Below are 12,745 nucleotides of genomic sequence, written 5' to 3'. Positions count from 1 at the left end.
TGATTGATAAGTGAAAATTGATGAGATGGGTGCCGATAAATTTCCACGCAAAAACGCGAAGTTTTTAAATCGCACTTTGGTAAAGTTTCAAATCTTTGGTAAAGTTTCTATTTAAAAACAAATTCAGGAACGGCGTTTCTGTAATATTCCGCGGCTTTCAAATCACCATTCCTTTCTTTGGACTGAATCACTATTTCCAGAACTTCTTTGAAATCTTCCTTCAATTCTTCGACGGTGCAACCGTAAGTTGCAAGCGCATCCTCAATGTTGTCATCTTCCGCAAAACCGTAGAAACCGCTTTCAGCTTCTTCAATGATTACTTTCATATTTTCCCAAAAATTTCATTTGCTAAAATAAAACTTTCACTGAAAACTATCGGGTTTCGATTCGCTTCTACGAAGCTCATTTTTGTGGGACAATTTTCATTGCTATTAACAGTTTGCCATTCGAAGGCTATTATATTTGGCAAAGCCAATCAACCTCCACGCAAAAAGCGAAGGTTTTTCACACCGCATTTTGGCAAGTTTCTCGCTCATATAAAACTTGTGGAAAATAATAATAATTTCTACCTTTGGGCTCTCTAAAAGGGCAACTTCAGCAGGCTTAATAATTAATTTCCACATTTCTCACGAAACTTATATGATTTCCTTACTTTGTTTCAGCCACCTAGGTTGGAATTTCGTGTATCAGAGACCGCAGCATCTGCTAAGCCGGTTTACTTCTAAGTATAAACTATATTATTTCGAGGAACCAAAACCCGCAGAGCGTGAGGCTGTTTTAACAGAGGAAAAGGACGGTGTGGTAATAGTTACTCTATTTTATGCGGAAAATAAAGGTTTTGATGCTGGTAACATTGCATCTTTATTGGATAATTTTTTAGCGGAAAGAAATATAGACAGCTACGGCATTTGGTACTATACCCCGATGGCAGTGGAATACACCTCGCACCTTGTGCCGCAGTTTACAGTGTATGACAGTATGGACGAGCTCTCCAAATTCAGGTTTGCGCCACCCCAGCTAAAGGAGCTGGAAGAAGAGCTGTTCCGCATAGCAGATGTTGTATTCACGGGAGGGCATTCCCTTTATGAGGCTAAAAAGCACCGCAATAGAGGCCTTTAAAACCTGGCCGAGTCTAAAAGGTTTCGCCCTAAACTTGCGATAAATCATACTTAAGGATTTGATTTCCTGCAAGCGATTCCGTAAATTTATACATTGATTTTTTTGAATGTATGATAGATTTTAATGAACTAAAAAAAGTGCAGAATAGGCAGGATCTGCTAAATCTCCTGGAAATGCACAGCAACGAGCCCACCTACGGGGAAGTCCTGGAAAAGGTGCGCTACGAGGAAGAACTGAGGCTGCTGCAGGCTCAGCTGGTGAATTTCCAAAAATGGGCGGCGGAAAACAAGCGGAAAATCGCGATAATTTTTGAAGGGAGGGATGCCTCCGGAAAAGGCGGCACAATCAAGCGGTTTATGGAGCACCTGAATCCGCGGCAAATGCGATTGGTGGCGCTGAACAAGCCGACCGATGTGGAGCGCGGACAGTGGTACTTCAGCCGCTACATCAAAGAGCTGCCGAACGAAGGCGAAATCGTGTTTTTCGACAGAAGCTGGTACAACCGTGCCGTGGTTGAACCTGTGATGGGCTTCTGCACGCCACAGCAATACGAGAGCTTTATGGTGCAGGTTCCAGAGTTTGAGCATATGCTGTACGAATCTGGAACTACGATTATCAAATTCTGGTTTTCCGTGTCGAAAGATCAGCAGCTTTACCGTTTTAACCGGAGGCTGAAAAACCCGCTGAAACGCTGGAAATACAGCCCTGTGGATGAAAAAGGGCAGGAACTTTGGGATACCTTTACCTATTACAAAGATCAAATGTTCAGCAGAACGCACAATGCGTTTTCACCGTGGGTTATCGTGAAATCTGATGACAAGCTGGATGCCAGGCTGGAAGCCATTCGCTATGTTTTGTCACAATTTCCTTACACCGGAAAAACGGAGAGCCCGGTGAATGTAAACCCTGATCCAAATGTTGTGCAGCGGTATTTCAGGACTGTGCAGCAGATTGATTTCTAACTGATTATCAAACAATTATGAATATTACAGAAGAACAATTCAAAATATTGCATTCAAAAAAAGGACTTTATGCCTTGCTTCAGAATTCCAAACTGGATGCAGAAAAAGCCGTCCGTTTCGTGAAGTTTGAAAAGCGGCTGGGTAAGCTTCAGGAAGAAATGATCAAGCTGCTGAATTGGGTGGTGGAAAATCAGCAGAAAGTAGTCATCATCTTTGAAGGCCGAGATGCCGCCGGAAAGGGCGGAGCCATCCGAAGAATTACCGAAAACCTGAACCCAAGGCAGCACCGAACCGTAGCGCTGCCAAAACCGGACGAGGTAGAGCAGGGGCAGTGGTATTTTCAGCGGTACATCAATCAATTGCCAAAGGCTGGAGAGATTGTGTTTTTCGACCGAAGCTGGTATAACCGTGCTGTGGTAGAGCCTGTGAACGGCTTCTGCACGCAGGAAGAGTACGAAACTTTTATGGCTCAGGTGAATGATTTCGAGGCTATGCTTATCGGCTCAGGAATTTACATCCTGAAACTTTATTTTTCGATTTCCAAGGAAGAACAGGAACAGCGTTTTGCGGAAATCATCGATAGCCCGCTGAAAAAATGGAAGTATAGTGATGTGGACAGAAATGCGCTGGAACTTTGGGACAAATACACCGAGTATAAGGAGCGGATGTTTGAGCAGACGAGCACGGAAATTGCGCCGTGGAAAGTGCTGAAAGCCAATCGAAAAAGCCGTGCAAGGCTGGAGGCTATGGAATACATCCTGCAAAGTATACCGTACCAGGTGAAAGATCTGGAGGCTATAAAACATCAGCCTTTCGAGTAATATCAGCCTTCCGGAAACGGAAGGTTTTTTAATTTTGTAGAAACGAAATTATGGCAATCAAAAACATCATCTTCGATTTTGGCGGCGTTCTGATGGACTGGAATCCGCGATATTTTTTTCGGACGCATTTTAATGATGATGAAAAAATGGAGTACTTCCTTACGCAAGTTGCTCATAATGAATGGAATGCGGAGCAGGACAGGGGCCGAACGCTGAAGGAAGGCACGGAATTTCTGGTGGCGCAGCATCCTGAGTGGGAAGCGGAGATCCGGGCGTATTATGATAACTGGACTACGATGCTGAGAGCCGATATTCCGCAGAATGTGGAAGTCCTTAGAAAATTGAAACATACTGATTATCAGTTATTTGGGTTGACAAATTGGTCGAACGAGACTTTTCCGTACGCCCTTGAAAATTATGATTTTTTCAAAATTTTTGACGGGAAAATCGTGGTTTCCGGTGATGAAAAACTGATAAAGCCCGACCCGAAAATTTGGGAATTGCTTTTAAGCCGCTACAATATTTCCGCGGAAGAATCGGTGTTCATCGATGATAACGAAGCCAATATAGCTGCCGCAAAAGCCTTGGGATTCCTTACCGTTCACATTAAACCTGAAACGGACCTGGAATCAGAACTGAAAAAACTCGGTGTCCGGTTTTAAAGCAGCAAGATTCCCTTTTTTTCCAGATATTCGCGCATTTCCTCAGGCCAGTAGGATGCCTGCACTTCGCCGATGTGCGCCTTCTGAAGGAAAAACATACACAGCCGGGATTGCCCGATCCCGCCTCCGATAGTCTGCGGCAATGATCCTTGGAGGAGTTCCCTGTGGAAAGGCAGTTTCTTTCGTTCTTCGTTTCCGCCTGCTTTCAGCTGATAGCTCAAAGAATCTCCGTCTACGCGTATGCCCATAGAGGAAAGCTCCAGCACATCGTCCAGCACGGGGTTGTATACTAGAATGTCTCCGTTCAGCAGCCAATCGTCGTAGTCTGGGGCGCGGCTGCCGTGCGGCTCTCCGTGGCTGAGCGGTGCACCGATCTGCATCAGGAATACAGCCTTTTTTTCTTTTGTAATTTCCCGCTCTCGCTTTTCGGGACTAAGGTTGGGGTATTTCTGAAGTAGTTCCTCACTCGTGATGAAGTAAATCTCGTCATCAAGCAGTTTTCTCCGACCAGGCACAAAATGGTTCAGGTATTCATCCAATGCTTTCAGTGTGCGGAAAATTGCGTCCACCGTGTTTTTAAGAAAATCCAAATTGCGGTCACCTGGCAGGATGATCTTTTCCCAATCCCATTGATCCACATAAAAAGAATGGGTATTGTCCGGAATTTCGCAGCGGCGTATGGCATTCATATCGGTATAAAGCCCTTCGTACGGTTGAAAATTATAACGCTTCAGGGCGGCACGCTTCCATTTTGCTAGGGAATGAACAATCTCAAGCGACTGCTCTCCGGCATTAGGCAGTGTGAAATTTACAGGCTGCTCATTTCCGCTAAGATTGTCATTTAAACCTAAATCCGACGCCACGAAGAGCGGCGCACTCACCCTTTTCAGATTAAGATTGTGGGCGAGATTGATCTGAAAAAAATCCTTAATCAGCTTGATAAGATGCTGAGTGCGGTAAAGATCGGTGTCGCTCCTGTAGGATTCAGGAATGATGATGTGCTTCATATTCAGATCACGACAAATATTATTTGTTATTCAATCTTCTGAATTTTAACCCTGAAAAAATGGTGACCAAAATCATCCCGGCAATGCCCAGATATACCCAGAGCGGCACGGGCACTGGATCGCCTTTGGCATAGGAATGCAGCCCTGAGAGATAATAATTTACCCCAAAATAAGTCATAATGATTGAGGAAATCGCGACCATTGAGGCTACATGGAATGCCCACCTGCCGCGCAAACCGGGCACCAGCCTCATATGCAGGACGAAGGCGTAAACCATCACGGAGATAAAAGCCCAGGTTTCTTTAGGGTCCCAAGACCAATACCTTCCCCAAGATTCATTTGCCCAGATTCCGCCGAGAAAAGTACCGACCGTAAGTGCGTAAAGCCCGATGGTTAGTGACATTTCCGAAACTATCGTCAGCTCGCGGATCGTGGTGCTGTGGTGTTTTTTGAACAAATTTTTATCTGCTAAAATGTAGAAAATCAGGGAAATAATGGCAATCACAAAGGACAGTCCGAAGAAACCGTAACTTGCCGTGATTATCGCCACATGGATGATGAGCCAGTACGATTTCAGCACCGGAACGAGCGGCGTAATTTGCGGATCCAGAGCGGAGCCACCGTGCGCAAAGCCCATCATAATTACCGCTACCAAAAATCCTGCCGCAGGAATTAGCGCGTTGGAATTTCGGTAAAGCACCAGGCCTGCCGTGATGCCAACCCACGAAATGAAGATGATGGCTTCGTAACCGTTCGACCAAGGTGCGTGCCCGGAAATATACCACCGTGCGATCAGCCCCAGAAACTGCAGAACATAGCCTATGCAGCCTACGATGATGATGGTTTTAATCGCCTTATCCAAAATTTTCGACGGGTGGAATAATTCCACAAAACCGAGCACCACCAAAAGAATTGCAACAAAGGTGTAGAAAATCAGCAGTTTAAAATTAATGTTCACCTTGTTCAGGAAAACTTCCAAATCCACTTTGGATTTTGCCGGTACTACATTTTTCCCCCATTTCTGCTGATAGTCAGAGAGTTTTTTTAATTCAATGTCCGCCTGCTGCCAGCTGCCGCTTTTCTGCGCCTCAAGAATTTCAGCAAAATACGGCCCCATAATTTGCTGGGATTCCATATCCGGCTCGAATTTCTCATCAAGCCAGGAGTTCCAGCGATGGTTGGGATCGTTTTTCACAGGAACTATTCGCATTAGCTGTCCGCTGAAAAATTCATTGAAAATCTGCACACGCTCATTTAGCGCAATTACTTCCTTGTCATAATTGCTCTGCTCCGCCATCTTCTTTTGGAAAGCAGCGTTGTAATCATCTTCCAAAACATAGCGCAGATTCCCTTCCGCATCGGTAGGGAAGAGGTTCATAAGCGAGGTGTAGCCCTCCTCATTGGCGCGGGTTTTTCTCCTCAGTTCCTCGCCGCCTTTAGAGCCCACTTTTATCATCGGCACCATCGTCCAGCTCGGCGTGTCTGTATTTATAGAAAGGAACCACTGCTCTGGGGTTAATTTTTTTCCATTCGTACCTTTAAAATTATCTTTTTTGTAAAGTTTTCTCAGAACATCAATTGCCTGTGTGTTGATAGGGACGATTCTCCCTTCAATATTTTGAACGAGCAGGTAGCCAAATTTGTCCGCATGTTCTTTCGGAATTCTCACTGACTGTATAATTTCATCCGCAGAAATAGTGCGCAGCTTCGTCAGTGGTGGGGCAGTATTTGTAGGTGCGGTGTGCGTGTGTTCGCGTTCTGCGATGCGGGATGTGCCGCTGCCATCATCGGTGCCGTGCGTTTCAATTTTTTGTGCAGAAAGCTGGATGCTCATCAGCAAAGCCAGTGCTGCTGCCGCTTTTTTCCGGCTGATGTCTTTCAGCGTCTTGTTCAGTTTCCAGAATTGCGTGCCTTTCCAGAAGAAAATTAAAAACATCGAAATAAATAAAACGGCGTAGCCAATGTAGGTTATCAAAGTGCCCCAGTAATCGTGGTTTACGGAAAGCACCGTGCCTCTCCTGTCGCTGTCGAAGCTCGCCTGAAAGAAGCGGTATCCCTTGTAATCCAGCACATTGTTCATATAGACTTTGTACGGCATTTCCTTGCCTTCGTCAATGACTTTGATGTGGCTTTCAAAGGCGCTCGGCGAATTGCTGCCAGGGTAGGTTTCCATCACGAAATCGTCAAGCTTTATGGCAAATGGTGTGTGGTAAACTTTCGGCCCGAAGCCCAGCATTACATTCATCCCATCCAGGTTGATTTGCTTGAAAAGATTTGGGTTGCCCTTTTCCACAGGAAGATTTACGATTTGCTTGCTTTTCGGGCCGCTCACTTCCACCGTCAGTTGGTCGGGCAGGTTAGCATCCTTCACCTTATCGCCTTCGAAGGCTTTCACGGTTCCAGTCTTTAGGCCTTCCGGCACCACAATTCTCAAATCTCCTATGGTGTAGAGGCTTCGCAGCATCAAAGGCTGGTATTCGTCTTTCTTCGTGGCACCTTCAGTTTGCGTGGCCATCACCATATATTGCGCATCCTGCGGCGTTTTTATCATCAGGTTTTCGCCGTCCTTCCGGAATTCCACCGCACCGTCAATCGGCCTGTTGTAAGTGATGAGCATCCCGTTCACGCTTTGGCTTTCGCCGCTGCGGATGTAATGATTTTCACGGCCGTTTTCGCCGGCAATCACGAAGTGCAGGTATTCAATGCCATCCTTATCCGCCAGCAAACTGTCCTTTTTCCGCTGAACATAATCCAGCGCCTTTACGGAAATCTTTTTATCGTGGAAATTGTATTTCGCCTTGAAGTTGTGATGAAGCGGCGACATTATGTAATGTAAGTCCTTGTAATTCAGCACATCGCCGTTCTCTTCCACCTGTATTTTGAAGAAATGTTTATCGGTGATGATTTCGTTGGAAGTTTCGCCTTCACGGATATGCATAATACCTTCATAGCTGATGTACCGAGTGATGGCACCGCCAAGAAATATCAGTATGAAGGAAAGGTGGAAGGCAAGTACAGGCCATTTTTCGCGCCGCCAAAGCTGGTAGCGGCCGATGTTGCCCAGGAAATTCAGGATGAGCAGCAGCATTAGAAATTCGAACCATTTGGCTTCGTAGATGAGCGCTTTTGCAGTGGGCGTACCGTAATCGTTTTCAATGAATGTGGCCACCGCCATTGCTACGGCGTACACTACCAGAAGCACCGCCATCGTTCTTGTAGAGACAAGGATTTCCTGAATTTTTTTCATAGAACTGCAAAAATAAGAAGTTTTAGGTAAAGGCTTGGAATGAGGTTAAGGTTAAGATTAAGTTTAAGATTAAGGTTGAGTTTAAAAAAAACTGTGCCTCTGTGTTGAAAAATTTTAGGAGTTAATCGCCGTGTTCTCAGTGTTTTTACGAGGGTTAAAAAAACAAACTCTGTGTATCAGTGGTGAAATAAAAATTACAGAAGTCATTTGCAGTGTTCTTATTACGAGGATTAAAAAACAAACTCTATGGCTCTGTGGTTAAATCTAGGCTCTCAAATCTTGTATCTCTATAAAACCAGAATCCGCCCATTCAGGCGGATTCGGTAGATAAGAACATCTCATTTTTTAAAAGTTAAACACCCACGAAAAAAGGGAAGCCGACGATGCTTCCCTTAAATTTTTATGCTAAATTTAAACGCTGTTTCAAACTTAGAAATCGGAATGGCTTTCACCTTCTCAATTTTTTACATCGTAAAGGTAGGTATAAATTTCCAATCCAATATAAACGGAATGTTAAGTTTCACAGCTTTTCCACAAAAATTTGTTAATAACTGATTTTCAGGATTTTACATTAAATGATTGAAAAATGGGAAATTAAGAAATTCTTGTACAGATTTGCAACAATCTGATTTCCAACTATTTGTCTTTTAATTTCTCCAAAATATATTTTGCCGTCAGAGATTTTTTATCCTTCGCCAAATCTTCCGGCGTCCCTTCGAAAACAATTTCGCCGCCGTGCTTTCCGGCTTCAGGCCCTATGTCAATCACAAAATCTGCCGATTTAATAATATCCGGATGATGCTCAATCACCACCACTGAATGCCCTAAATCCACCAGAGCCTGCAGCGATTTCAGCAGTTTCTGAATGTCGTGAAAATGCAGCCCGGTAGAAGGCTCGTCGAAAATAAACAGCGTCTTCTCCGTCGTTACGCCTTTCACCAGGAAGGATGCCAGCTTTACGCGCTGCGCTTCACCGCCGGAAAGCGTGCTGGAACTTTGCCCTAATTTCAGGTAGCCCAACCCAACTTCCTGCAGAGGTCTCAGTTTCGTCACGATTTTTTCTTCCTGCAAATCCGCGAAAAATTCCAGCGCTTCGTTCACTGTCATATCCAAAATTTCGGCGATGTTTTTCCCGTCCAGCTTCACCTCCAGAATTTCGCTTTTAAATCTCGTACCCTTGCAGCTTTCGCATTCCAGCTCAATATCCGCCATAAACTGCATCGGTACGGTTATTACGCCTTCGCCTTTGCACTCGTCGCACCGCCCGCCGTCTACATTGAAAGAGAAATGCTTCGCCTTCAGTCCCAGAAGTTTCGCCGATTTCTGCTTTGCGAAAAGGTCCCGAATTTCATCATAGGCCTTCAGGTAAGTCACCGGGTTGGAACGCGAAGATTTCCCGATTGGGTTTTGGTCGATAACCTCCAGGTTTTTCACCAGGTTTTTCGGGAATTCCACCGAATCATAGTCCGTCTTCTTGCCGCCTAATCCCAGCTGAATTTTCACGGCATTGGTGAGCACCTCCCTTATCAGCGTAGATTTTCCTGAACCCGAAACGCCGCTTACCACGGTAAAAACCTGAAGCGGAATTTCCACGCCCACATTCTTCAGGTTGTTTTGCCGCGCGCCTTTTATCGTGATAAAATCCTTCGGTTTCCGACGCTTTTTCGGCACCTCTATTTCCAGCTCGCCGTTCAGATATTTTGAAGTGAGCGTGTCCGCTTTTTTCAGTTCAGAAAAATTTCCGGAAAAAACCAGTTCGCCGCCTAAATATCCAGCTTCCGGACCAATGTCAATGATGTAATCTGCAGCACGCATCACATCTTCATCGTGCTCCACCACAATCACCGTATTGCCCAAATCCCGCAGGCTTTTCAGCACAGAAATCAGGTTTTCTGTGTCACGGGAATGCAGCCCAATCGACGGCTCATCCAGGATGTAGATGGAACCGACGAGCGAACTTCCGAGCGAAGTGGCAAGGTTGATGCGCTGAGATTCTCCGCCGGAAAGCGTGTTGGAAGTGCGGTTCAAAGTAAGGTAGCCCAGCCCAACTTTCAGCATAAAATCAAGCCGTGTGGTGATTTCGTAGAGTAGCCTTTTCGCTATTTCCTGCTCGTGTCTTGTGAGTTTCAAATTTTGGATTACGGGCTGAAGCTCATCTAGCGGCAGTTCTATCAGGCTTTGGATGTTGTGCCCGTCCACTTTTACCCATTCGGTTTCTTTGCGCAGCCTAAGGCCTTCACAATCAGGGCATTCCGTTTTTCCGCGGTAGCGCGAAAGCATTACCCTGTATTGTATTTTGTACAAATTTTCTTCCAGCATTTTGAAGAAATTGTTCACCGAAGGGAAGTTCCTTGAATTATCGCCACGCCAAAGAAACTGTTTCTGCTCTTTTGTTAATTCGTGGTAAGGCTTATGAATAGGGAAGTCCTTAGCCTTTCGGATGAACGCCCTTTTCCATTCGCTCATTGTTTCGCCGCGCCACGCAGCCACCGCATCTTCATACACCGAAAGGTTTTTGTTCGGGATTACCAGATCCTCATCTATGCCTATCACTTTGCCGTAGCCTTCGCAGGTTGGACACGCACCGTACGGATTGTTGAACGAGAAAAAATGAACATTCGGCTCAAGAAATTCCATTCCGTCGCGCTCAAATTTGTTGGAAAATTCCGTTACTTTTCCGCTTTCCACATTTTTCAGCGAGAGAAAGCCTCTGCCTTCGTAGAACGCCATTTGGATGGAATCGGCAAGCCTTTGCAGGAAATTTTCATCCTCTTCGAAAGAAAACCGGTCAATCACCAAATGGATTTCCATCCCATCCTCTGGAACGAAGCCGAAACTTTCGAGGTCTTCAATTCCGGCAATGTTTCCCCCAATTTCCAGCCGTGTGAAACCTGACACTTTCAGCGAGTTCAGCGTGGTTTTAAAATCCTTGGCATCGTAGTTTAGCGGCGCTCTCAATAGGAAATTTTCACCCTTCGATTTTTTGATGAAATCAATCACATCGCTCACAGAATCCTTCCGAACCTCTTCACCGGAAATTGGCGAGAAAGTACGCCCAATCCTTGCGAAAAGCAGTTTCAGATAATCATAGATTTCCGTGGAAGTGCCCACCGTAGAGCGCGGATTGGAAGAAATGACCTTCTGCTGAATGGCGATGGACGGTGCCAGGCCTTTGATGTCATCTACCTTCGGTTTTTCCAGCTTGCCTAAAAACTGCCGAGCATAAGAGCTCAGGCTTTCCACATATCTGCGCTGGCCTTCGGCGTAAATGGTATCGAAAGCCAGGGAAGATTTTCCCGAACCGGAAACGCCGGTTATCACGATTAATTTGTTCTTCGGGATGCGTACATCTATGTGTTTCAGGTTGTTAAGGTGCGCATTCTTTACGAAGATTTCCTTTTTAATATCGATTGCTTTCGGTGCTGCCATTGTGTGAGTAAGACTTGCAAAATTACGCATTATCTTTGCACTTTATAATTGATAAGTGATGATTGATAATTGATCTGAGAACTTTCCTCTTAATCAAATATTGGCAACTTATCATTTATCAGCTATCACTTATGAAAACCGATCTCCCAGGAATTGCCATCAGAGATTTTTACGAAAATAATTTGCAATCCGAACTTTTCGTGCACGATAAATTTGGCGTGCCTACGGAAATGCCGGTGGAAATTTACTTCCGCAAATTCGATGAAATGCCTGAAATAGAGCAGAAGGCGCTGGAACTTTGCAGCGGCAAAATCTTGGATGTGGGTGCAGGTGCAGGCTCGCACGCTCTACATTTGCAGGAAAATTCTGCGGATGTTTCAGCGTTGGAAATTTCGCCAAATTCCTGCGAAGTGATGAGAAGGCGTGGCGTTCGGAATGTGCTTTGCGAAGATTTCTTCCGCATCAATCCCACCGAAAAATTCGGCACCATATTATTGCTGATGAACGGCATCGGAATTTGCGGTGATTTAGAAGGTTTCCGGAAATTTCTGCAAAAAGCGGAAAGCCTGCTGGAACGCGGCGGAAAAATCCTCTTTGATTCTTGCGACATTCTTTATATGTACGAAACGGCGCCGCTTCCCACGCATTATTACGGCCAGGCATCGGTGCGCTACGAATATGCCGCGCAGTTTACCGATTGGTTCAGTTGGCTCTACATCGATAAAAAAATGATGAGCCACATTGCCGAAAAATGCGGCTGGAAACCCGAAATCATTTTGGAAGATGGGAATTTCCAGTATCTCGCTTCGCTGGTACGGAAGTGATTTTCGCTAAAAATCCAGCTTCTTGGAATCTGCCACGAAAGTTGCCAAACCGTTGTCTGTAAGAGGATGGGCAAGCAATGCCAATATCGATTGCAGCGGCGATGTAATCACATCTGCACCGATTTTCGCACAGTGGATGATGTGCATCGGGTTTCTAATGGACGCTGCAAGAATCTCCGTTTCGAAATAATAATTGTCGTAAATCAGCCGGATGTCTTCAATCAGTTTCAGGCTATCCACCGAAATATCGTCCAGCCTACCCATAAACGGCGAAACATAGCTGGCACCGGCTTTCGCGGCAAGAAGTGCCTGCCCGGGCGAAAAAATCAGGGTGCAGTTCGTGCGGATGCCTTTGTCCGAAAAATATTTCAGCGCCTTAATGCCGTCCTTCACCATTGGGATTTTCACCACGATATTTTCATGAAGTGCGGCAAGTTCTTCGCCTTCACGCACCATTCCGTCGAAATCTACGGAAAGCACTTCGGCAGAAATATCGCCGTCCACAATTTCGCAAATATCTTTGTAACGCTGCAGAATGGCGGCCTTTCCCTGGATGCCCTCCTTTGCCATCAGGCTAGGATTGGTGGTTACGCCGTCCAAGATTCCCAGTTCCTGCGCTTCACGGATTTGCTCAAGATTTGCCGTATCGATAAAAAATTTCATAGCAGATTTTT

Annotated in this window: 10 protein-coding genes; 5 read left to right on the top strand and 5 right to left on the bottom strand. The window is 45.4% G+C overall.

The window, feature by feature from the left end; genetic code table 11:
• Positions 1–107: 107 nt before the first annotated feature.
• The gene (locus tag BUB43_RS03240; RefSeq protein ID WP_073178289.1) at positions 108–326 is read right to left on the bottom strand and encodes a hypothetical protein; all 219 of its coding nucleotides are present in this window, start codon (positions 324–326) and stop codon (positions 108–110) included.
• A gap of 313 nt (positions 327–639) precedes the next feature.
• On the opposite strand from BUB43_RS03240, the gene BUB43_RS03235 reads away from it, so the two are divergent.
• The 4 genes from BUB43_RS03235 (at position 640) to BUB43_RS03220 (ending at position 3,564) form a co-directional block, all read left to right on the top strand.
• Positions 640–1,119, top strand: coding sequence for a glycosyltransferase family protein (locus tag BUB43_RS03235; protein WP_143154020.1), 480 nt, complete (start codon positions 640–642; stop codon positions 1,117–1,119).
• Between the two features lie 110 nt (positions 1,120–1,229).
• Positions 1,230–2,081, top strand: a complete 852-nt coding sequence (gene ppk2, locus BUB43_RS03230; RefSeq protein ID WP_073178286.1) for a polyphosphate kinase 2 — start codon at positions 1,230–1,232, stop codon at positions 2,079–2,081.
• 17 nt (positions 2,082–2,098) lie between these two features.
• Positions 2,099–2,902 (top strand): polyphosphate kinase 2, encoded by an 804-nt coding sequence (ppk2, locus tag BUB43_RS03225; protein WP_073178284.1) that lies wholly within the window; start codon positions 2,099–2,101, stop codon positions 2,900–2,902.
• A 50-nt stretch (positions 2,903–2,952) separates the two neighbouring features.
• Positions 2,953–3,564, top strand: coding sequence for an HAD family hydrolase (locus BUB43_RS03220; RefSeq protein WP_073178282.1), 612 nt, complete (start codon positions 2,953–2,955; stop codon positions 3,562–3,564).
• Here BUB43_RS03220 and asnA read toward each other — a convergent pair.
• The 3 genes from asnA to uvrA form a co-directional block, all read right to left on the bottom strand.
• Entirely contained in the window at positions 3,561–4,571 is a 1,011-nt protein-coding gene (asnA, locus tag BUB43_RS03215) for an aspartate--ammonia ligase (RefSeq protein ID WP_073178280.1), read from the bottom strand. The genes BUB43_RS03220 and asnA overlap by 4 nt on opposite strands.
• A 19-nt stretch (positions 4,572–4,590) precedes the next feature.
• Positions 4,591–7,818, bottom strand: coding sequence for a c-type cytochrome biogenesis protein CcsB (gene ccsB, locus BUB43_RS03210; RefSeq protein WP_073178278.1), 3,228 nt, complete (start codon positions 7,816–7,818; stop codon positions 4,591–4,593).
• Positions 7,819–8,454: 636 nt separating this feature from the next.
• Positions 8,455–11,247, bottom strand: coding sequence for an excinuclease ABC subunit UvrA (gene uvrA / locus BUB43_RS03205; protein WP_073178277.1), 2,793 nt, complete (start codon positions 11,245–11,247; stop codon positions 8,455–8,457).
• A 131-nt stretch (positions 11,248–11,378) separates the two neighbouring features.
• Between uvrA and BUB43_RS03200 the strand changes: the two genes are divergently transcribed.
• The gene (locus BUB43_RS03200) at positions 11,379–12,071 is read left to right on the top strand and encodes a class I SAM-dependent methyltransferase (RefSeq protein WP_073178600.1); all 693 of its coding nucleotides are present in this window, start codon (positions 11,379–11,381) and stop codon (positions 12,069–12,071) included.
• A gap of 6 nt (positions 12,072–12,077) precedes the next feature.
• Here the strand turns inward: BUB43_RS03200 and fsa are convergent, their stop codons facing one another.
• Positions 12,078–12,734, bottom strand: a complete 657-nt coding sequence (gene fsa / locus BUB43_RS03195) for a fructose-6-phosphate aldolase (RefSeq protein ID WP_073178275.1) — start codon at positions 12,732–12,734, stop codon at positions 12,078–12,080.
• Positions 12,735–12,745: the final 11 nt, after the last annotated feature.

It is taken from the genome of Cruoricaptor ignavus, from assembly GCF_900141665.1.
GTDB lineage: Bacteria > Bacteroidota > Bacteroidia > Flavobacteriales > Weeksellaceae > Cruoricaptor > Cruoricaptor ignavus.
This window is presented reverse-complemented; position numbering and strand designations above follow the sequence as displayed.

Coding starts and splice junctions, on each gene's coding strand:
- BUB43_RS03240 (WP_073178289.1), bottom strand. CDS start 326: ATGAAAGTAATCATTGAAGAAGCTGAAAGCGGTTTCTACGGTTTTGCG.
- BUB43_RS03235 (WP_143154020.1), top strand. CDS start 640: ATGATTTCCTTACTTTGTTTCAGCCACCTAGGTTGGAATTTCGTGTAT.
- ppk2 (WP_073178286.1), top strand. CDS start 1,230: ATGATAGATTTTAATGAACTAAAAAAAGTGCAGAATAGGCAGGATCTG.
- ppk2 (WP_073178284.1), top strand. CDS start 2,099: ATGAATATTACAGAAGAACAATTCAAAATATTGCATTCAAAAAAAGGA.
- BUB43_RS03220 (WP_073178282.1), top strand. CDS start 2,953: ATGGCAATCAAAAACATCATCTTCGATTTTGGCGGCGTTCTGATGGAC.
- asnA (WP_073178280.1), bottom strand. CDS start 4,571: ATGAAGCACATCATCATTCCTGAATCCTACAGGAGCGACACCGATCTT.
- ccsB (WP_073178278.1), bottom strand. CDS start 7,818: ATGAAAAAAATTCAGGAAATCCTTGTCTCTACAAGAACGATGGCGGTG.
- uvrA (WP_073178277.1), bottom strand. CDS start 11,247: ATGGCAGCACCGAAAGCAATCGATATTAAAAAGGAAATCTTCGTAAAG.
- BUB43_RS03200 (WP_073178600.1), top strand. CDS start 11,379: ATGAAAACCGATCTCCCAGGAATTGCCATCAGAGATTTTTACGAAAAT.
- fsa (WP_073178275.1), bottom strand. CDS start 12,734: ATGAAATTTTTTATCGATACGGCAAATCTTGAGCAAATCCGTGAAGCG.